The following is a 22,671-nucleotide window of genomic DNA, read 5'->3' on the forward strand; positions in this document are numbered from 1 at the left end:
CCTCCTCTTTTTCATTTTATAACAAACACGATTTTAACTTTTTTTTCTTAAATCTTCCTTAAAAATAGACCTTTAACAAAAAATATTCTTTTTTTTAATAGGAAAACTGTATTATATCTAATTAGATTAATGTTGCCGATTAAAGATTTGATAAATGTTATCTTAATATGAATTTTATCTTATTTACGTTTCAAATTTTCTAGGTAAAAAAATAAAGTTTGCATATTTGATTATAATGTTATAGAATATATTTGAATATAGTATAAAATTTCTATAATTTTTTTAGAATGAGGAGGTTTATATGCAAAACAATTCTTCAAGAAACGGTTCTTTGATGGGACCTTTATTTATATATTTTATATTAGCTATGCTTATTTTTATGAGTATTTCTCAATTGAATACTACTAGTGTAACCGAAATAAGTTACACGAATTTAGTTAATTTAATAAATCAAAATCAGATAATAAGCCTTCAATTAGATACAAGTGGTTTAATTAATGCAAAAGCTAAAAATGGGCAAATTTTTCAATCATATGCTCCCACTTTGTTGTATGACCAGGCTTACTTAAGAGCTTTAGCTAACGATGGAGTAAAAGTCGAATATGTTAGAAACAGCGGTACTAGTTGGTGGTTTACAATATTTATTTACATGCTTCCATTGGTAATAATGATGGTTTTTTGGTTCTGGATGTTTAGAAAAGCTGGAACTGGTGAAGGTATTCCAGGTTCTAATTATAGGAGCAGTCCAGCTAAAAAGTATGATACAAGAAGAAACAAGATCACCTTTAACGATGTGGCTGGTATAGACGAAGTAAAGGAAGAATTAGAAGATATTGTTGAATTTTTGAAAGATCCAAAAGATTTCAGTGCTTTAGGTGCAAAAATGCCCAAGGGGGTTCTCTTATCTGGCCCTCCCGGTACAGGTAAAACTTTAGTGGCAAGAGCGGTTGCTGGGGAAGCGGGTGTTCCTTTCTATTTCATGTCTGGTTCGGACTTCGTAGAGTTATTTGTTGGAGTTGGAGCAGCTAGAGTAAGAGATCTTTTTAAAGAAGCAAGAGAAAATAGTCCGTCTATAATTTTTATCGATGAATTAGATGCAGTAGGGAGACAAAGAGGAGCAGGACTTGGCGGAGGTAATGATGAAAGAGAGCAAACTTTAAATGCTTTATTGGTTGAAATGGATGGTTTTGATCCCAGAGAGGGAATTGTAGTTATGGCCGCAACTAATAGACCTGATATATTAGATAAAGCTTTGCTTAGACCTGGAAGGTTTGACAAAAAGATATTCCTTGATGTACCGGATTTGAAAGCAAGAGAAGAGATTATTAAAATTCATTTGAAAGGGAAAAGAATATCTAACGATTTAGATATTTCAAGCTTAGCAAAAAGTACACCTGGATTTGTTGGGGCAGATCTTGAAAACATGGTTAATGAGGCCGCCCTTTTAGCAGCCAGAGATGATAGAGATTTTATTTCAAATGATGATTTTCAAGAGGCAATAGAAAGAGTAATAGTTGGACCATCAAGAAAATCTAGAAAGATTAGTGAAAAAGAGAGAAAGATCGTTACTTATCATGAATTAGGACATGCAGTATTAGGATATTTGCTTCCATATGCTGATCCCGTTCACAAAATCACCATAGTACCTAGAGGACAAGCCGCACTTGGTTATACAATGCAACTTCCAACAGAAGATAGATTTTTAATAACAGAACCTGAAATTAAAGATAAAATCGTTGGTATGCTTGGAGGAAGAGCTGCTGAAGAAATAATATTTAATGAAATTACTACTGGTGCAGGTAATGATTTAAAAAGGGTAACTGAATTGGTTAGGGAAATGGTTGCTCAAATGGGTATGAGCGAAAAGATTGGACCTATTGCTTGGGGGGAAGAAGAAGGTGAAATATTCTTAGGGAGAGAAATCACAAGAATGAAGAACTTTTCCCAAGAAACAGCCAGAGAAATAGATTCTGAAATAAAAAACTTTATTCTTAATAGTTATGAAAAAGCTAAGAAATTATTATTAGCTAACAAAGAAAAACTTGACTTACTAGCAATTTATTTATACAACAAAGAAAATATTTCAGGAAAAGAATTCTATAAGATGATGAAAATGGATTTGGAAGATTTAAAAAATTATGTATATAATGATAAAGAAGTTACTCAAACAGAGATTTTTACATCTTATGCTTAATGTATATATTTCTTAATTAAGAGGTGTTTTACATGGTTAACAAAAACGACAAAGAAAATCTGATAAATCGTTTAAAACGAATTGAAGGACAAGTTCGGGGTTTGCAAAAGATGTTAGAAGAAGAAAGAAGATGTGAAGATATATTAACTCAATTGTCTGCTGTAAAAGGAGCGCTAAATAAAGCAGCAGAAGAAATTATGAGGGGTTATACTAAAAGTTGTATTATTGAGTACGAAAAAAGTGGTAATGATAAAATGCTTGATGAGTTGATTGAGGTTTTATCAAAATTCAGAGAAATATGATTCGTTTTTATTAAAACATATTATTAAGGAGAGAAGCATATATGAGTAAAAAGAAAAAGAAATTAATATCGATAATAGTAATTTTTGGTTTATTTATTACTTCCTGGATTTTTGCAGACAGTGTTTACAATAGTTATCAAAACAAAAATGCCGAGCAAATATACTATGAAAAATTTGAAGAACCGATTTATTCAGTTCTTTACTATATTACTAATTATTATTATAATAAAGACAAAATAGATTATGATAAAATATTAGACTCTACTATTGAAGGCATGATTCAAGGTTTGGAGGATCCATTTGCTTGGTATCTTGATTCTGTTGAAACTGAAGAAAGTAGAATTGATATAGAAGCTAAATACGGAGGTATAGGTTTAACTATAAGATATGACTACGATGCAAAAGCTGTAGTGATTGTTTCCCCTATGAGCGGTACTCCGGCAGAAAGAGCAGGATTAATGCCCAATGATTACATTTTATCTGTGGATGGAACTCCTACCTCTGAATTAGGAATAAATAAGGCTGCTTCTTTAATGAGAGGTGACCCCGGCACAGCGGTAACTTTAGAAGTTTATAGGGGCTCATGGAATGAACCAAAAAATGTGACATTAATCAGAGAGATTATTGAGACTAGAACAGTAAAACACGATATTATTAGTTATAACAATGAAACTTATGGCTACATACTTTTAACTAATTTTGCAAAATCAAGTTCTCAAGAAATGAGTGAAGCTTTGGAAAGTTTATCAACAAAAAGTATAAATGGACTCATTTTAGATCTTAGGAACAATCCAGGAGGTTTGTTGCAAGCAGCAATAGATATCACTTCAATGTTTTTGAAAACAGGCGAGATAGTTAGCGTTTCGTACTTTGACAATACTAAAGAAACTATTTCCACTATACCTGGTAAGTATAATGCTTTTTTGAGAGATTTACCTATTGTAGTTTTGGTAAATAATGCTTCAGCATCAGCTTCGGAAATTTTTACTGGCGCACTAAAAGACAACAATGTGGCAACTATTATCGGAGAAACAACATACGGAAAAGCAGCCGTTCAGTCTACATTTTCTTTAACTACTGGGGGAGAAATTTGGTTACCTATTGCTCAATATCTTACTCCGAATGGAAGCGACATACATTTAAAAGGTATAGCTCCAGATATTGAAGTTAAGAACCCTGTTAAAGAAATTGTTTCTTTCGATGAAATTTCAGAAGAGGAAGCATTTCAAGCGTTTTTAACAACTACTGATAAACCTGTTCTGGATTTAGATAATGATTTACAATTAAAAGCTGCTGTTGATTTTTTATCGGGAGGTAAATAAGGTGCGCTTTTATGGATGGGTATTACTTTCTTTTTTGGTTTTTTTCGTTGCTTCATTCATTTTATATTTTTCATTTGGTCGTTTAGAAATTAATGCTTATTCTTTAGAAAAATCTCCCAAATTTAATGTGAGAAATTCTAATTATGATATTTCTTATTTAGATACACAATTAAAAGATATTAAAAATATTTCAACAGTTAGTAGTTACATTATTGATAAAAATTTTTTTGTTGGAAATATAGAATATAATTTGACGGATAATTTATTAATAGTTAAACCTTTGAATAAAAAAAATTATAACGATTTAAGAAATCTAATTGTTTCAATGAATATTGATTTTATTGAATCTAATAATGAATACGAGTTCTTTGGCTTGAATCTAACATATTATCAATTAATGACTAAGAACATATATATTGAGCTCACTCCAAGAATAGGCCTTTTAAGTATCGATGAATATAGCGATGAAATTATAAACATCCTTGAATCAAGCTATAATTTATATACCAAAGAAAATTATCGCCCATATTCATTTAATAGCGATATTTTAAATACTCTTCATCAATTCGGAGGAGTTCTGATAGATGAAGAGATTTTAAACATTACCAATATACAACCACTTTTTGATATATTGAAGGAACAAAACCTTAAGGTTGATAACTCTATTTTAGTTTATAGCTTTTAATAGGTGAAATAATGACTGATATCTTTTTGGATTTCTTTAATTCATTTGTATCTCCAAATAAGATTATTAATTCAACAAAAAACTCGTTCTTTATTCCGCTTTTTATTCTTGGTTTTTACGTATTTTCACCAATTTTTCTAACAAAGATGCAACTATTAGATATAGGACATTTTGATATATTCAGAATCAAATTTGTCTTATTTGTTTTGTTTTTTTCATACCTTAGTTCAGGAATCAGAATAATTTTTTCCTCTAACAATAATCTATATTTTTCTTATATTTCTTCAACTTCGCCTATGATAATAGGTTTATTAGGAAAGTTATTCTTTAATTTTTCTATATTGTGGATCATTATTTTGAGAAGTTACATCGATATTGGAGAGAAGAATTATCATTCGTTAATAGTGGGCACTGCATTTGATTTATTCTTGATTTGGTGGTTACTGTGAGAAAATATAACAATTTTTTTTTCAAAACTTGCAAATTTTATAGTTAGAAATTCTCTTTATTTGATAATTTTGGTCATGATTTTCACAGTCTTTTTTGGAATTATTTCAACCCAACTGCGAGTTAATTCTGATTTATTAGAAATAATGCCTCAAGATTCAGAAATAGTTATAGAACTTCAAAAGGAACTTTTATTATTAGAAGATTCCGATGTAATGGTGGCCGCTTTTTTTTTAAATGAAGAATCAGATCCACATCAAATTGCAAAAGCTTTTTCTGAACAAATGCTTCAAGAGAGTACCTTTTCTACTTTCATACAGACTGATCTCTCTTTTTTGTTCTCTTATGGGATTATTAATTTAAGCCAGACCGATATTTTGTATGAAATCTATGAAAACATTCAAAACTTAACTAACAATCTTACAGGAAATTTCACTTACGATTTTAAAATCTTTGAACAAATTGATAATTTTATTGATAGTATCTATTCATTAGAACAAGTTTTGGAGGAAGGAGATAGTTCTGATCCAGTAAGTTCTTATTACGCACTTTCTCCAGATAGAAGAATTATGATCATGGGGCTCACTTTCAATGAACCGGCTAGTAATTTAGAATATGTAAATTACATTGTTCCAAGGGTAAAATCGATTTTGAAAAATATAGAAAATAATTACAATATTCGTACGGGACTTACTAATTCATACATAGGAGCTTATGAATCCAATAAAACGGTAATGGAAGACTTCACAAGGACGACAGTTCTTTCTATAATTCTTATAACTATTCTTTTTGCTTTCGCTTTTGGAAACTTCACTCTATCCTTTATTGTTTTGATTGGATTACTTGTATCCACTTTGTTGACACTAGGATTTATAACTCTAACTTTTCAAGAACTTAATATCGTTACTTCTTTTGTCATGGCTATAACATTAGGTTTGGGTATAGATTATGGTATTCATATAATAACAAGATTTTCAAAACATATGGAAGAAGAGGAAGATTTTATTTCTGCACTTACTTCTACATACAAAGGAGTTATTTCACCAATATTTCTAGGTATGATCACAACTATTCTTGTTTTTTTAACTCTTTTATTCATGGGCTTACCAGCTTTCAATGAGCTTGCAATTGTTAGTTCTATAGGATTAATAATATTCTTTTTAGTTATGTCTTTTTTTGTCCCTGCTTTAGTTTACATGTTTAAAAATAAGATTAAATTTGGTTCTTTATCCTTTAAAATAAACAATTTTTTTAAAACTCTTCCTCACAAAATTTCGCAAAATTCTAAGATCATTTTTATTGTTATAGCTCCTGTTGTTTTAATCTTTAGCGTCATTGGAATATTTAATTATATTAACTTTTCATATACTCCACCTGGACTAATTTCTTCGGAAGCAGAATCTGTAAAAATCGGAGAAGAGGTTTTATCGCATTTTGGAACTGCTTCTTTTGATACAATGCATTACCTTTTAAGAGTTGATGAAGATTTGGAGAAAACAAAAAAAGAATTGATGGATACCGGCGTTGTGAAATCTGTAAGTAGTTTACCTGATATTATTAGAGAGAACATCGGGGATTTCCCAATTATAAAAAGTCAATTAGAGGGTTTTTCACAGGTAATCAATAATCCAATTATAATATCTATTTTAAATAAATACAATCTTTACTCAGATAGTTTAAAGTTAATAGATGCCGCTGCGAGATCTTCCGATCTTTACCATTTTACCCTTAACACTTTGAATATTTTACCTGAAGACCTTAGGAATAATTTTCTTGTCCAAAAAGATGGATATGATTATCTTGTTTTGGAGATAACTCCAAAGTTTACTTTATGGGAAGATAACGGCATAAAAAAATTTTTTGATGCACTTGGTGAGGAAAAAACCGAAAGAATAATGGGGCTTCCTAAAGCTACATACAAGATTATGGAAATGGTCAGAAACCGATTTTATATCCCCCTACTGCTTTCATTCGTTTTTATATGGGGAACAACTGCAATAGTAAGAAAAAACGTTATACAACCTTCCGAAGCTATGTTAAGTTTAATCTTGTCAGTCTTATCAACATTTGGTGTATCTTATTTAATTGGGATAAGAGCAACTTTTGTCACAGTACTAACCTTTCCGTTAATTTTTGGAATTGGTATAGATGGATTTCTCCACCTATACCATACTTTCAGTGAAAATAAAATGAACTTCTGGAATTCTTTGAAATCTATTACATTTTCTCTTATAACCACTACATTATCCTTTTTAAGTTTTCAAGTCTCAAGAGGAGACCTACTAAAAGAATTCAGCTTAACTATGTCCATGTCTTTAGGTTTTACTTGGCTATTCACAACAATCATATTTATAGTAAATAGAGAAATTCTCAGGAAATTTTGGAGAGGTAAAAAAAAGACTGATTAGTTAGTTCAAACTATTTAATTCCAAACATATCACTTGTTATTGCTAGAGGCAAATTAAGCCAATAAAACAAACTAAAATCAAATTGAATATAAATTAGATAATCAAACTCTTCCTTACCAAAATTGTAATTAACATCCGCTCCTGCAACAATCCCATCAAACCTGTACTTTCCAGCTTCAAAGGAAACATAAGGTCGCCATAATACTCTATCAATACTGCTTCCTAAATAGATAGATTTTTCTTGGTATCCGACATAAGGGTTAATTTTACTATTAAAAACAACAAAAGGTTTATCCACATAAGCTACTAATCCAGAATTTGAATAATAAGATATACCCGTTCCTAATTCATATATATTATAATTATTTACAGCGTATGGACCATATTGAAAAATCCCTTGAAGTCCGTAATAATCAAATGAAGTATTTTCAAAAGCTATTTCTAATCCTAAAGCTGAATTAATGTAATTCCCTAAATACCATGTGTAACTATCAGAAATTGAAAAACTAGAAGATAAATTCTCACCATCGAAACTTAATCCTATGCTATTTGTTGTGAAATAATCAAAGCTCAAAAACAGATCTCCATAGAAATTTTCTCCGTCGCTTAAACCATCTACAAATCCCGAGTAATTCATTGCTTCACTCATGAAAAAAACTCCTGCGCCCAATAAAACATTATCATCTTGATCTGCCAATATCAAAGGAAAAGGAACAAAATAAGGTTTCTCAAAAACATACCTATCTATTTGTTTATTATCAGGATAAAATATTTCAAATTTCTCAAAATCAGTTTGTTGAACTTTATTGTTTAAAGCAAATGAATCTATAACGTTTTGATCTGTATCAATAAAACTCAGATGAAAACCTTCATGGCTATATACAAGATGATAAAGTTTATCTTCAATTAACACCGGATTAAATGCCCCACTTAAATAAGAGGTTAATTGATCTGCTTGTTGAGTTTCAATATTTAATCTATAAATATTGTAAATGCCATCTTTATAATTAGCTGAATAATAAATATAATCATCATACACAAATAAACCCAGTTCTTTTACAGAATCATTGGTAATTTGATACAATCTGTGGGTATTTAAATCAAACGAATAAATATCTGTTTGGTTTTTGTAATTAGCTGAAAAATAAATGATGTCTTGATTTCCCGTAATTTCGTTAACAACATATTTCCCATAATCAATCAATTTCTCTTTTTCTTGAGTGTTTAAATCATATACATAAAATGCAGTTAATCCATTTTCTAATTTTGAATACGCTACTTTATTGTCCGATAAAAATCCAAAACTTGTTACCCTTTCATCGATTAGCTGTTCTCCAGTTCTACAAGAACATTCAAAATACAACTTGTTAGTGTAAAAACCTGTGTTGTAAGTTGTAACCAAATACAAAAGGTCCCCATTAGAATTAACATCAAAAGAATTAACGCTCTTTTTAAGTAGCTCATAATCCTTATAAATACCTTTAGGTTTATCCGGCATTAAAAAATAACCATATAAGGAATCCCCATCAGTTCTAAGATTCCCTGTATCTTTGTAAGTATCATCTACCTTCATCCATGACATTTTATATCCTTTATTTGTTAAAATGTCATACTCTTCCAAATATTTTTGCTTTACATCATACAAAAACCTATTCCAACTCTTTCCTGTCACCCAATAAAACGCCTCATCTATATTAGTAAAAACACTTGTATTTAAAACTCTAACCATTTGTCTTAAGGCCATCTCTCCATAATTATTAACTATCTCTCGAACTAGAATCGTTCCATACATGTAATTAAATCCCGCAGGACTCCAAGTATCTATTTGTGAACCTGAACCCAAATAATATCGAGGAAACTCATTACTCAAAATTTCTGATCTTAGATACATATTAAATAAATCGTCTTCAAACCTTCCATCAAACTCTTTGCTCTCCATATAAATAGACAAACCTTCATGTAAATAACTAGGTTGATGAATCATATTTATGGAATTTTTAATCAATTGGTTTGGAATCCACGAAATCAAAGGGTCTCTTACATCGCTTCCATAAAATATGTGCGTCAGCTCATGAGAAAATACAAATCTACTCCAATCTTCTACATTACCTCCCAATGCCATAAAATCATTAGGGGGATTGATATAAAGTCTTATTACGTTAGTTGAAGTATTTGCAAAAGAGTTAGTAAAATCAACATCATCAAGTATAAAAACAGTTATCTTTCCAGGGTTTGAACCATAAAAATACATATATTTGGCATACAACTCTTCCGCGTAATCTTTAATTTCAGAATAGAAATAATATAAATCCTTTTCAAAAACAAATCTGTAATTCTTCGTTTCTTCCTGATATAATTCTTTAGGTGGAGTGTAAACCATGGAAGAAAAAGCGGCTATAACTATAAATAAAAAAACAAAAAATAAAATTCCTCTTTTGAATTCTTTCTTTAAAATCATAAAATAATCTACTCTCCTTTTAATATCTTTTTTTATTTGAACATCCTATTTTGATTATAATATATTTTACTAAAATTTATATAAAAAATCTTGACAAAGAAACCTTTTTATGATAAACTTATTCTTGTAATTAAGCCGAGATGGCGGAATTGGTAGACGCTGCGGACTTAAAATCCGCTGGGTGGAGACACTCGTGTCGGTTCGAGTCCGACTCTCGGCACCATCTAAAATATATATTTTTCTTTATACTTGGTGCGGGGTGGAGCAGTCTGGTAGCTCGTCGGGCTCATAACCCGAAGGTCGTAGGTTCAAATCCTACCCCCGCTACCATTTGTTTTATGGCGGCGTAGCTCAGTTGGCTAGAGCATACGGTTCATACCCGTAGTGTCAAGAGTTCGAATCTCTTCGCCGCCACCAACATCGATATTAAAAAAGGTGTGGGTATCCCACACCTTTTTTATATTTATAAAAACTTTCAATCAAAAACTCAAAACAACATTTGCTCCAACTTTAAATCCAGAAAGATCGAGTTTTACCTCTTTTTCTCCCTCATATTTCTGATACTCTCCATCTAAAACACGCATCTCGGTAAGGGGTAATTCTGATTTTCTATAACTACCATTTATAGATATTCCTACGTTAGAGTTAAGGTTAAATCTCATTCCCGCACCTACCAAATAACCCCCATCCACTATACTTTACTCCTCCTAAGTCAGCTTCAATACCAATTGAGCCTAATTCCAACTTTCCCGATGAAGTTGTTTCATTGTTATAATATCCCACACCTCCATTTATGTTGAAACTTATAGGAAGAAAGCTATCAATAATCTGCAATTTTAAAACTCCATACGGAGCATACGTCTTTTGTTCAACGGACACACAAGATTTTTCTCCACTACTTTGAAACATCTCAAAACCTGCTTCTATTCCAAATCTGTTACCTATACCTAATCCGGCTTGAGCTCCCAATCCTTCCGTTAAACCTTCGTAACCTTCATAAGCGTTACTTTTTTCGCCATCTACATATGAATCAAAGTTAAAACTGTTGTAACTCACCCCACCTGAAATATCCAAAGCATATATATCTTGATTTTAATGGTTATAAATTAAAAAAGAATTAAAACATTTTTTAATAAATATTGGCTCTATTAATTAAGTCAAAATTTTTATAATCCTTTGGGTTTTTAAAATATTTTTTTGAAAACAAACAAAAATAAAAAGAAAATTATTAATGAAAAAATCCCAGAAAACAAATAAACAGCTTTCAATCCGTTAATAGCATATAACCAACCCATCATTAATGGTGCAATAGTTCCGGATAACTTAAAAAATACCTCTCTTAATGAGAGAACAGCACCACGGTTCTTTTTTGTACTTAATTGAGTTGTTAAGGAGTATGCACCACTCATCAAAAAAAAAGTCGAAAAACCTGCAAGGTAAATAAAAACTATTTTAACATCCTTTAAAGCTTTTAAAAGACCCACAAAATATTCTTTAAAGTTTTCATCCTCTTTTTGGTGAGAATCCTCTAAAAAAACTAAAGTTAATATACCTATTGGAATAGCCAGCAAAGACAAGAAAAAAGGATACTGCCAACCAAATATTGCTAACAAACCACCTATAGAAGGGTATATAGCCAAACCAATATTTGCGACTGTTTCATTGTATCCGATTATCTTTATCCTATCTTTACCTTCAAAAAGATCTCCCATAAGGGTTACGTTTAATGCTCCTAATGAGGATGCTCCGATCCCATTCAAAGCTCTTAAAAACAACAAAACACTAAATTTTCTAGTAAAAGCACATAATACTCCGGAAATTGCATATAAAAAAAGCAAAGGAACCAAGAATTTTTTTCTTCCATACCGATCAGCTAATATTCCAAAAACGGGAGTCAAAAATATAGCGGGAAGATTAAAAAAAGTAATTAAAAGTCCAACTTGTTGTTCAGTTACATTAAATTCATCTTTTAACATAGGGAAAATGGGAGAAATACTTGACACTCCCATAACTACCATTAAGGTTATTCCAAAAATAATCAACATTGAATTTTTAGTTTGGTTATTTGATCTTCTCAACTTTCTCCTCTCTCCCTTTTTATATTTTTTATTTATTCTAACATAAAAGCTAATTTGCCATAATAAAAATATGCATTTTTTATATAAACAAAAAAATAGTTTATCTTTTCAACTATTTTTAATAATCATAAAAAACGGGCTAAGCCCGTTTTTTAAAAAATATCCTAACTATTTGTAAAAAAATAAATTTTCAAATCTTAAAACTCTCAACTAACCCTTTTAACACTGTTGATATTTCACTCAACTCTTTTGCTTCTTCGTTTATCCCTATCGTTTGATTTAGTTTGTTGTCGTAATCAGCCCTCATCAAGATTATTGAAAAGCCTTTTTGAAGTAAATCTTCAAAGGGAACCTCTACAAAACTTTTGTCCTATCATCAGTTTTTATCCTTTGTACTTTTGCATGTATGTAAATTCCATTTTGAAATAGATTTAAGTGTTTCCATGTTCTTTGAACCATATCGTATGCATATAGTATCTGCCACCATATTTAAATTTAGCTAATTTTTTGAAATCAATGTACATTTATATTGTAAAAGTCAATACCTAGATGTACAAAAAAAGGAAAATAAAAATGTACAAAAAATAGAATTAAGAATTAGAAACATTTGAAAACATCATTTTAAAAACCACGTTGTAAGCAACAAGGGAAGTAACTGCAGGTAAAAAAAGTGCTGTTCTAAATACTCCTTTAAGCTTTAATTTTGGATCGTTAAGTATAAATGCGTATATAAGAGCTAAGAAAAGCATTATAGGAACTTGAATAACCAAAATTATAAGAATATTTTTTAATGATTGTAAAAAGTATGTATCTTGAAAGAGCCTTTGAAAATTACCAAAACCCACAAAATTCTTTAAAACACCTCTAGTTGAAAATGTTGATAAATAAAGAGAATACACTAAAGGATAAAAAATAAATAAAACTAAGAAAAAAACTGCAATGCTAACAAAAAAGCAACCCCATTTATTTCGACTTTTTTCAAATCCGGGTGTCATTTTAGAAACCTCCTCCCTCTAATCCTTACTAACTAATAGAATTTATTAGGCTATATATTTTAATAATTAAAGAAACTTTAAAAGTAAGCAAAATAAAGGAAGGCTATGGAAGCCCTCCCTTTTTTAATTTACTATCTACAATTACTAAAATATTTTCTTGAAAACAAATAAAAAGCTTTCAATTCACCTTTATTTCTCCAAATAAATTATTCGACGAATTTTTTTACTTTCTTATAATTTTTTATTTCTTTAGAATAAAGATGGCACTTTACTTCTCTACCATCTTCAAAAACATTTGGGGGTTCAATATTCTTACATACCTCCATGGCAAAAGGACATCTTTCATAAAATTTACAGCCAAGACGTGAAAATTCTTTTACTTCAAGAGCTGAAAGTTTTATATCTTCTTTCCAAGTTCCTTCAGGATCAGGTTGTGGAACTGATTCGATGAGTATTTTTGTGTATGGATGAAGTGGCGAAAGCATAACTTTTTCTATATCTCCAAATTCAACTACATCTCCTCTTAACATTATTGCTATACGATCACTTATATAATAAGCTGTTGCAAGATCATGTGTTATATATAATACAGATACGTTAAATTTATTTTTTAACTCAGCAAATAAATTAACGATCGACATTCTTAGTGAGGCATCAACCATTGAAACTGGTTCATCAGCAATAAGTAAAGAAGGTCTTGTTATTAAAGCTCTTGCTACTGAAGCCCTTTGAAGTTGTCCACCAGATAATTCATTTGGATATCTCCCTTTGATTTCTTTAAGAGTTAGACCAACTGAATTGAGAGGTTCTTCTATAACCTTTAACTTTTCCTCATTTGTCTTTGCTAAATGATAATTGTCAGTCATTTCAAACAAATAGGAGTCTACTTTCTTAAGAGGATTGAATGTCTCAAACGGATTCTGAAAAATTGGTTGTACTTCTTTCATGTGTTTCATTAATTCTTGCCTTTTTTTTATATGGGTTACATCTCTGCCCTTATAAATTACTTTTCCAGATGTTGGTTCTTCTAAACCTAATATCATCCTAGCAACTGTCGTTTTCCCACTTCCTGTCTCTCCAGCAAAAGTTAGTATTTCAGGTTTACCCGCTTCTATATCAAAACTCACATTATTTACTGCTTTTAACTTACTTCCAAAAAACCTTCCGCCTAAATGAAATATTTTTACTAAATTCTTAACTTCTAATAGTTTGTTCGGCAATGTTATCAGCTCCTCAATTTCGTCTGAGTATAAGAAACAAGCTACATAATGCCCTTTTTCATCCTCAATGAGTTTTGGAACATGCTTTATACAAATATCTTTCGCATATGGACATCTTGGATGAAATCTACAACCTTCTGGTGGATTAGCAAGAGACGGAGGATTACCTGGTGCACTTTTTTTTTTGACTTCTATCTCCTATTTTCGGAAGAGAATTAATCAAAAATTTAGAATAGGGGTGGCTAGAGTTGGTAAACAATTTTTCTTTTTTTGAGATTTCAACTATTTTACCCGCATACATTACCATTACTCTATCTGCAATGTTAGCATGTACTGCCATATCATGAGTTACTATTACCATGGTATTTTCTTGTTCTCTATGCAATTGTTTAAGCATTTGAATAACTCCTCTTTGAACTACAACATCTAAAGCTGTTGTGGGTTCATCTGCAAAAATAATTTTAGGTTTAAGGATAGTTGCTAACGCTATTGTAGTTCTTTGCCTCATGCCTCCAGATAGTTGATGAGGATAAGAATTCAAGACTTCCAAAGGTAATCCTAAATATTTTAAATGATCTTCCGTTAACTTTTCAAACTCCTTTTTGTCCTCGGTTTTTTTGTGAGCAGAAATTACATCTTCAAAAGTCTTTCTTATTTTTCTTACAGGGTTAAATGTACTCATCGATCCTTGTGGAATATATGAGATATCTTCCCATTGTACTTTTCTAAGTTTATCTTTTTCTAAAGTTAATAAATTAAAGTTTTTATCATTGTATGAATAATTTACTTCTCCTTTTAAAACTCTTAAGGGTGGCTTTACCATCGCTAATAGCACTTTCAATAATGTACTTTTTCCACATCCTGATTCACCTGCTAAACCCATAATTTCGTTCTCTTCAACAGAAAAGGTTAAATTATCTACCGCTTTTACATCTCTTTTCACACCAAAGACATGGGTTATATAATATGCAGACAGATCTTCTATTTGAAGTAACGCCATCTATATTAACCTCCCATTTTTATTCTTTGCAGCCTAGTTCTTGGATCTAAAAATTCACTTATACTTACTGATAACATGTATAAGGCTACAAAAAATATTATAGACAAAATTATTGGAGTTAGCATCCACCACCATATTCCCCTGAATATAGCTTGATACTGCATGGCCCAATGTATCGTTGTACCTATAGTGGGAGTTTCTAAACTAGTTAAACCGAGAACTGATAATGTTATTTCCATTCCTAAAGCCCAAAGTATTGTATTAATGAAGTTTGCTATAACCCAAGGGATAACAAAAGGTAAATGTTCTTTAAATACTACTTTCCACATGTTCATCCCTGAAAATACAGATGTGTAAGTAAACTCTCTTTCCCTTAAACTTAAGACCTGAGCTCGAACCTGTTTCCCACCCCAAGGCCATGAAAATATTGATAGTATCGCCCCTAATACAAATATAGTCATTCTTTCCCTTAAAGAGAAAGACAAAAATACTAGTATTGGTAGAGAAGGTAATACAATAAAACTATCATTTATTGACATTAAAACTCTATCTAAGATTCCTCCTCTATACCCTGCTATTAATCCAACTATTGTTCCTATTATAGTAGATATGATGGCCGTTGTTAATCCTAAAATGAACGAGTTTTTTAATGCATGCGTAGTATTCCAAAATATATCTTGTCCCATTGAGTTTGTACCTAATAGATATTGCAAGCTTGGTGGTCTATCTTTTGGAACTACGTTCCATGATCTTGGGTCATATGGTGAAAAAATCGATATTATAGCTAAAAAAGCTAAGATAAAGATTACTACAAATCCAAATAAAAATTTTTTATCCCTTTTTAAAAGGTCTTTAAATATAACAAACATATTATCATCACCTCATTTATACCTTATTCTTGGATCAAACAAAGGATAAGTTAAATCAACTATCAAAGAAGCAGTTGCAATAGCTATAATTGAAAAAACTGAGATGCCCATCATTAAGTTAAAATCTCCATTAGTAATTGCCATTTTTAATAAAGAACCAACTCCTGGGTAAGAGAAAGCAACTTCAGTTATAATTGCTCCATTAAAAATGCCTCCAATTTGAAGACCTAAATTAGTAATTTGAGGAAGCATACCATTTCTCATTACATAACTAAACAGTATTTTGTTTTTAGGTAACCCTGCAAATTCTACATAAGTCACAAAATCTTCTGCTACTATATTAGAAGTCAGCGATCTCATACTTAAAAACCACCAACCTATACCTATTATTACTAAAGATATACCAGGTAAAATACTATGTTTAATAACATCCATAATAAACGTCCAGCTAAAAGACGGTTGGATTCCTATACTGTATCCACCATCATTGGAAATATTGGGAAAATATAAACAAACAAAATAACTAAAATTAGTGCCATAACATAATATGGAATAGGATAAATGGACATAGATATTACAGCTAATACATCAGACCATTTTTTATCTTTGAAATATCCGGCTAATCCTCCCAAAATATTACCGATGAGCCATGATATGATCATAGAAGTCAAAAGTAAAAAAAATGTCCATGGAAGAGAGTTGGCTATTATTTCCATAACTGGTGTTGGAAACATGGATAATGATGGACCCAGATCAAAAGTAAAAAGATGTTTCCAAAAAGCTAAATATTGTTCAAATAATGTTCCTTCTAAACCATATAATTCTTTTAAATTATTTTGTAAGCTTGCAATAGCTTCAGGTTCCATATACATTCCACCATAAGAAGTAAGGCGATTTATTGCCGTTTGGACCGGATCTATCGGAGTTAATCTGGGAATTATAAAAGTTATTGTTATTCCAATGAATATAACGACTACATACTGAATTAAACGAGGAATAACATATGTTTTCAATACTCTCAATAGTTTCCCCTCCATTTTATTTGTTAAATGCCCGCTCTTACGAGCGGGCATCGAACCTTTTGACTACCTAGTTTTTTTGTGAAAATTTTTATTATTAGTTTACTTTTTTCCTGTAGGTTCTAGTCTTGGCAGCATGAACTTAAATTCAGCCCACCAAGAAACATTGGCCATATAAGGATTTTTTGCCGAAGGATAGTTTGTCCAATAATAGTTATCGTTAGCATTAAATTTTTTGTTTATTACCATTGGAATTATAGGCATTTCTTCAACAGCTATTTTGTAGAACTCTTGCGCTAATTCCATAACTTTAGGATCTGCAAAATAAGAAGCGCCCATCTCATCTATTATTTTATCTACTCTTTGAGGGACTTTCCATCTGTAATTGTTCGCAGTTGTTACGGCAGTTCCTAAAGGGGTATAGAAGTCGGATTTAAAGCCATTGATGAACGTCCAAATATCAGGAATACCTGAGGATGCCAACATTCCTCCCCAGAATGAACCAACTTCATAATCTCCTATAGCCTGTCTTGTCCATAAGGGACCTGCTTCTAGGGTTTCAACATTAACCTGTATCCCGAATTTTCTCCACTGATCGGCTACCGCAAAAGCTAATCTTGTGGCATCTATTTCAAAATCAGCTGGTGCAACGATGCTTACCTTCCACTGAGTCCCATCAGGGAGTAACCATCTTCCATTTTTGTCTTTAGAAAAACCATGTTGCAAAAGAAGTTTTTCAGCTTGTTGAGGATCGTATTTCCACCAACCGACCCCCCAAACTGCTTCGGGATCTTCTACTTCAATATTGTATTGTTCTTCAGCCCAATCAGCTATTCTGTAAGCAACATTTGTATCATATGGTTTATATCCATCATCTAATGTAAAGCTTTCAAGCCAGGATTCTAAAGGATCATAATATATCTCAGTGAAATATTGAGTAGGACACGAGTGGAGAGGAGAAACTCTCTCTATTCCAGCGTATCCTGAAATAACAACTTCCTCTATGTTTATCGCTAGGGTTAATGCCCATCTTACATCTTTTATATCGAACGGATATTTAGCATTGTTAATGAACATCCCTCTGGAATTAACATCATCCATCCATGCCCAAGGGAAGTCTTCGTACCATACCACGGAATACTCGTTCCTTTCTCTCAAAACTTCAAACGCTTCAGGAGTTAAGTCAAAAATCATGTCCAATTCATGACGAGCCTGAGCAGCTACTTTTCTATCATCAGTACCATAGTAAATGAAGAGAACATAGTTAGGTTTTGGTTCTCCATACAATTGACCTACACTTGTTCTTTGCCAATCATCACGTTTTTTGAATAGAAACCAATATCCTTGTGGGTCGTAACTATCTAGTATATATGGACCTATTGAAACAGGTGGGTTAAAAGTAAAAGTTAAAGGATTTTCAACATTCTCCCAAATATGTTTTGGCTGGATAAAAAGAGCTCCATAAACTAATGAAGTAAAAATGTTATGAGCCTTAGGATTTGGAGAATTAAGTTCTATAACCACGGTATAATCATCCGTTTTGTAAATATCTTTTACGTACATTTGAAGTTGAGCACTTGAATTCATTCCCGGATTACTTGCTATATTTTTTACAGTGAATATTACATCTTCAGCTGTGAAAGGAACCCCATCACTCCAGTAAATCCCTTCCCTTAATTTTATAGTTATTTTGGTGAAATCTTCATTATACACAGGTTCCTCTGCTGCTAAAGCATTTATCCATTCACCTGTTTGTGGATCAACATACCACAAAGCATCCATTAATACCTGTTGAGGCCCATGTCCTGCTAGAGATCCAGGTATCCAGAGATTAAAATTTCCTGGATTACCAACTCTTCCGTGCAAGTTATCGACAATCAAAGTTTCACTTCGTGGGATCGTTGGTAATACCTGTGAAAAAAAAGTCCCAACCAACAAAATAGCTAAAGCTACTATCCACACTCTCTTTTTCATGCCCGTATTCCTCCTTCAAAATTAAAATAGAAAACAAAAGAACGATGATACTTATTATGAAGTTTTTACAGAATAAATTTCTTAGATCTAATTGAAGCATTAATTATATTTATTATTGGCGCTAATTTTTGAGAAAATTTTATTGACTAATTCTGTATCATTCATAATTTGGTTCATATAAGACATAGCAGATCCTTTTGAAATGCTCTCTAATCCATTTTCATCTATTATTATTTTAATTTTCCTTCTACCATTGTCTATAATTTTAGATTCTGTTTTTTTCACCATTTCTTTTAAAGCTTTTTTAGGTAGAATTTCCGTATGTCCACCAATAATGAATATTTCTGGATCTAAAAAATTAATCATAATAGATGCTATTTTCGAATACCATTCAACGTAAGGTTCTAAAATAATAGAATTTTGTTTGCTGTTTACAAATTTTTGAAATCGTAAAAGATCTAAAGCATTAGTTTTTTCTTGATCTACTATTTTTATTATTAAGGGTAATTCTCCCGAAAAACTATGAGCTCCTTTGTAAAGTTCACCATTTATAATTATTCCATTACCTTGAATCCCTTCTATATTTTTCTCATTTATATGAAAACTTAAAAACATAAAAACAATATCTTGATATTTTCCTCTATTTCGTAAAAAATGATACATTGCACCTGCATTAGCATCATTTTCTAGATAAACTAACTTGTTAATTTTTTTCTCTAATATTCTTTTTAAAGGCAGATCTTGAATTGGGAAAATACCGGATGATAAAACCATTCCTTGTTCATGGTCCACAGGTTCAGGGAAAGAAACCGCTATAAAAAGAACATTATCTAAATAAGATGAGAAAAGATTTATACAATAATTTAAATCATCTATGATTGTTTTTTCATCAACCTTTTTAAAAAGAATTTCTTTTCTAATAACCTTAAAATTTAAATTCATCAGATATGCAAGAATAAAGCTTTCTGTAACAGTTACTCCTATATTATAGGCGAAATCATAGTTGAATTTTATCTGATAAGATTTCCTACCAACGGTATGATTTTCAACTTTTTCAGCATCATAAATAATAAGACCGCTTTTCTTTAATTTCTTTAAATTTCTCGAAATATTTGATCTATCAATATTTAATTCTCTACTAAGCTCTAACATTGTTACATTTCCCTTTAACCAGATATTTTGTATTATTTTTAGTTGAGTATTATTATTTAAAAGCATTTTTATCACCAAAAAATATTGTTAATTTAACTTAATATTTGCACATTACACAAAATATTATATCAACTATTATAATGCAAAGCAAGTCTAATAAACGTTAGCTATTTTAAATCACGGTAGATTATTCGTAATTAAATTCAATTACAAAAAGAAATCTCAAAATTACTTAATTTTGAACAAAATAAAAAATATAGAACTATTTTCAAATAACCATAAAACCTAAGATTAATTTATCTTAACAAAATTTACTTGATTTACTTAATATTATTAGAAATTTTCTTTACTTTCAATATTCTGCTAAAAAAATGGTCTATTTTTCCATAAGTTAGAAACTTCTTACTTGAATCTTCTATAATAATTCCTCTTTCTTTCAGTGCTTTACCAGACAAAGTGATCACTTCTTTTTCTTCATCTTTAACTCCTTCGTAAATTGTATATAAAGCCTCATCTTCTAAACCTTTTAACTTTAAATTGACTCTATCAAACAACCCAAATCTCATTGGATTTCTAAGATATATAATGACTCCTTCGCTCTTATCTTCGTTTAGATATTGAACTGCAAAATATCTCTCATTTGTTACTGATGACAGCCTGTATTGATACCCTTCTTGTACTATTTTTCTTATTTCTTTGTAAAATTGAACTTGGTTTTTGGCTATTTCAAAATCTTTTTCGCTAAATTTGTTTAAATCTGCTCCAATTCCTAAAGATCCCATCATGGATGAATGAAACCTGTATTCTAAAGGGTACGCTTCTTTTCCTCCCCAATCAGTTACCCAACCCATCATTATTTTAGGAGCATAGGCATAAGAAAACCCTTCTTGGATTTCCAACCTATCAAAAGGATCTGTGTTATCACTTGTCCAAACTTGGTCTGCATACTGCATAATACCCAAATCTACTCTTCCTCCACCACTAGAACAGTTTTCAAAAGTAACTTGAGGATACTTTTCTCTTAAGTATTTCCAAATATCGTACAAATTCCAAATATATTTAACCCATATTTCTCTTTGTTTTTTCACTTCCGTTTCTGACCAGCCTGATTCAAAAATATGCCTGTTCATATCCCACTTAACAAAATCTATATCGTTTTCTGTTAAAAGCTTGTCCATGAAATTTATTATAAATTGTTTTACATCTTGCCTTGCAAGATTAAGTATTAACTGATTTCGCTGTAATGAACGAGGCCTATTAGGAAAATTGATCACCCAATCTGGATGGTTCCTATACAAATCACTATCAGGATTAACCATTTCTGGTTCTACCCATATACCAAAATCCATTCCCAAGGATTTTACATACTCTATTAATGGTTTTAACCCATTTGGGAACTTTTCTTTGTTGACATACCAATCTCCAAGGCCGGCATGATCGTCATTCCTTTGACCAAACCATCCATCATCGATTACAAATAATTCAACACCTATTTTTGCTGCTTTTTCTGCAAGAATCTTTTGATTTTCCTCAGTTACATTGAACGTAGTTGCTTCCCATGAGTTGTATAAAACCTTCCTGATTTTATGAGCTTTATCCTGGGGCAATATATAATCTAGTTGATAATGGTGAAGATTTTGACTAGCTTTGGAAAATCCTTCATTTGAAAAACCAAACACAAACTTAGGGGTTATGAATTTTTTTGATGGTTCTAAAATATATGTAAAGTCCCATTCATTTATCCCAGAGATGATTCCTATTCTCTCATAAATCCTTTTCTGGATCGATATTTTCCAGTTTCCACTCCAGGCTAATTCACCAAAATATACTTTACCCCTTTCTTCAGTAGCTTCATAGTCAATTGCAAAGTACGGATTCATATAAGCACTGGTTTTACCTACTCTGCTTTCTAAAACTTTGCTCCCTTCATTTATTTTTTCTTTTCGTAAGTGAAATTCGCTTCCCCACATACCAGTTAAATAATTTAAGCTCGCTTTTTTTGAATTTTCAACGTATAATGACGCTGATTTTATATCTTCTATCTTTATTTCTTTATCAGAATTATTTTCTAATTCTACCCATCTTTCTATAATGTCGTACTTTTCTATTAATCTATAAAAAAGTTTTACACTCAATCCATATTGTTCATCTAATAATTTTATAATTAGTTGATCGCCTTTAATCTCAAAATTAACATAATTCAAAACTACGTCTCTCACTCCATCGTAATATTCAACTTTAAGGCAATGTTCAACATTATTCTTTTCACCTCTCACAGAAAACTCATCATTCCAAGTGTATCTGTCCATTACAACAAGGTCATTAACCCCAGGATAATCATCAAATCTTGGCAATTTTGATCCCCAATACAAATTTTTCAACTTGCCTTTTTCATCCAATCCAAACACGTAACCCATATTTTCTGTTTCTAAAAACCATCTTTTGTTTTTGCCTTCATAAGTTATTGCCACACTTATCACCTCTTCACATTTGTTTTATATTATTAATATGATAAAATTAATTGAAATACTTCCTCAATTTACTATTA

16 protein-coding genes, 3 tRNA genes and 2 pseudogenes are annotated in these 22,671 nt (G+C 31.1%); 8 read left to right on the forward strand and 13 right to left on the reverse strand.

Going from position 1 to position 22,671, the window contains the following annotated elements; translation table 11 throughout:
- The first annotated feature begins 301 nt into the window (after positions 1 to 301).
- From ftsH to PW5551_RS04270, 5 genes are all read left to right on the forward strand, one after another.
- Positions 302 to 2,194, forward strand: coding sequence for an ATP-dependent zinc metalloprotease FtsH (gene ftsH / locus PW5551_RS04245; RefSeq protein WP_113074559.1), 1,893 nt, complete (start codon positions 302 to 304; stop codon positions 2,192 to 2,194).
- A gap of 32 nt (positions 2,195 to 2,226) precedes the next feature.
- Positions 2,227 to 2,496, forward strand: coding sequence for a metal-sensitive transcriptional regulator (locus tag PW5551_RS04250; RefSeq protein ID WP_113074560.1), 270 nt, complete (start codon positions 2,227 to 2,229; stop codon positions 2,494 to 2,496).
- A 41-nt stretch (positions 2,497 to 2,537) separates the two neighbouring features.
- Positions 2,538 to 3,818 (forward strand): S41 family peptidase, encoded by a 1,281-nt coding sequence (locus PW5551_RS04255; protein ID WP_113074561.1) that lies wholly within the window; start codon positions 2,538 to 2,540, stop codon positions 3,816 to 3,818.
- Position 3,819: 1 nt separating this feature from the next.
- Positions 3,820 to 4,503, forward strand: a complete 684-nt coding sequence (locus tag PW5551_RS04260) for a hypothetical protein (RefSeq protein WP_113074562.1) — start codon at positions 3,820 to 3,822, stop codon at positions 4,501 to 4,503.
- Between the two features lie 524 nt (positions 4,504 to 5,027).
- Positions 5,028 to 7,358, forward strand: a complete 2,331-nt coding sequence (locus tag PW5551_RS04270) for an RND family transporter (protein ID WP_158526134.1) — start codon at positions 5,028 to 5,030, stop codon at positions 7,356 to 7,358.
- Between the two features lie 10 nt (positions 7,359 to 7,368).
- Here the strand turns inward: PW5551_RS04270 and PW5551_RS04275 are convergent, their stop codons facing one another.
- Positions 7,369 to 9,816, reverse strand: coding sequence for a hypothetical protein (locus tag PW5551_RS04275; protein WP_113074565.1), 2,448 nt, complete (start codon positions 9,814 to 9,816; stop codon positions 7,369 to 7,371).
- Positions 9,817 to 9,950: 134 nt separating this feature from the next.
- Here PW5551_RS04275 and PW5551_RS04280 point away from each other — a divergent pair.
- From PW5551_RS04280 to PW5551_RS04290, 3 genes are all read left to right on the forward strand, one after another.
- Positions 9,951 to 10,039: transfer RNA gene (locus PW5551_RS04280), tRNA-Leu, on the forward strand.
- Between the two features lie 30 nt (positions 10,040 to 10,069).
- Positions 10,070 to 10,146: transfer RNA gene (locus tag PW5551_RS04285), tRNA-Met, on the forward strand.
- A gap of 10 nt (positions 10,147 to 10,156) precedes the next feature.
- Positions 10,157 to 10,233, forward strand: a tRNA-Met gene (locus tag PW5551_RS04290).
- A gap of 62 nt (positions 10,234 to 10,295) precedes the next feature.
- On the opposite strand, the gene PW5551_RS04295 is transcribed toward PW5551_RS04290, so the two are convergent.
- The 12 genes and pseudogenes from PW5551_RS04295 to PW5551_RS04350 form a co-directional block, all read right to left on the reverse strand.
- Entirely contained in the window at positions 10,296 to 10,508 is a 213-nt protein-coding gene (locus PW5551_RS04295) for a hypothetical protein (protein ID WP_146738327.1), read from the reverse strand.
- Entirely contained in the window at positions 10,468 to 10,872 is a 405-nt protein-coding gene (locus PW5551_RS04300) for a hypothetical protein (protein WP_113074567.1), read from the reverse strand. The genes PW5551_RS04295 and PW5551_RS04300 overlap by 41 nt, the downstream gene beginning before the upstream one ends.
- Before the next feature lie 128 nt (positions 10,873 to 11,000).
- The gene (locus PW5551_RS04305; protein ID WP_113074568.1) at positions 11,001 to 11,894 is read right to left on the reverse strand and encodes an MFS transporter; all 894 of its coding nucleotides are present in this window, start codon (positions 11,892 to 11,894) and stop codon (positions 11,001 to 11,003) included.
- A gap of 590 nt (positions 11,895 to 12,484) precedes the next feature.
- Positions 12,485 to 12,889, reverse strand: coding sequence for a carbohydrate ABC transporter permease (locus tag PW5551_RS04315; protein WP_199562180.1), 405 nt, complete (start codon positions 12,887 to 12,889; stop codon positions 12,485 to 12,487).
- Between the two features lie 206 nt (positions 12,890 to 13,095).
- Positions 13,096 to 14,109, reverse strand: a complete 1,014-nt coding sequence (locus tag PW5551_RS04320; RefSeq protein ID WP_113074588.1) for an ABC transporter ATP-binding protein — start codon at positions 14,107 to 14,109, stop codon at positions 13,096 to 13,098.
- Positions 14,110 to 14,199: 90 nt separating this feature from the next.
- Positions 14,200 to 14,304: pseudogene (locus PW5551_RS10800) on the reverse strand (oligopeptide/dipeptide ABC transporter ATP-binding protein); the annotation flags it as partial.
- Positions 14,273 to 15,109, reverse strand: coding sequence for an ABC transporter ATP-binding protein (locus PW5551_RS04325; RefSeq protein ID WP_199562182.1), 837 nt, complete (start codon positions 15,107 to 15,109; stop codon positions 14,273 to 14,275). The pseudogene PW5551_RS10800 and the gene PW5551_RS04325, both read right to left, overlap by 32 nt.
- 5 nt (positions 15,110 to 15,114) lie before the next feature.
- Positions 15,115 to 15,978, reverse strand: coding sequence for an ABC transporter permease (locus PW5551_RS04330; RefSeq protein ID WP_113074570.1), 864 nt, complete (start codon positions 15,976 to 15,978; stop codon positions 15,115 to 15,117).
- A 12-nt stretch (positions 15,979 to 15,990) separates the two neighbouring features.
- A pseudogene (locus PW5551_RS10805) lies at positions 15,991 to 17,000 on the reverse strand (ABC transporter permease).
- A 99-nt stretch (positions 17,001 to 17,099) separates the two neighbouring features.
- Positions 17,100 to 18,971, reverse strand: coding sequence for an ABC transporter substrate-binding protein (locus PW5551_RS04340; protein WP_113074571.1), 1,872 nt, complete (start codon positions 18,969 to 18,971; stop codon positions 17,100 to 17,102).
- 99 nt (positions 18,972 to 19,070) lie between these two features.
- Positions 19,071 to 20,189: an ROK family transcriptional regulator gene (locus PW5551_RS04345; protein ID WP_113074572.1), complete on the reverse strand. Its 1,119-nt coding sequence runs from the start codon at positions 20,187 to 20,189 to the stop codon at positions 19,071 to 19,073.
- A 254-nt stretch (positions 20,190 to 20,443) separates the two neighbouring features.
- The gene (locus tag PW5551_RS04350; RefSeq protein ID WP_113074573.1) at positions 20,444 to 22,594 is read right to left on the reverse strand and encodes an alpha-galactosidase; all 2,151 of its coding nucleotides are present in this window, start codon (positions 22,592 to 22,594) and stop codon (positions 20,444 to 20,446) included.
- Between the last annotated feature and the right edge of the window lie 77 nt (positions 22,595 to 22,671).

Source organism: Petrotoga sp. 9PW.55.5.1, from assembly GCF_003265365.1.
GTDB lineage: Bacteria > Thermotogota > Thermotogae > Petrotogales > Petrotogaceae > Petrotoga.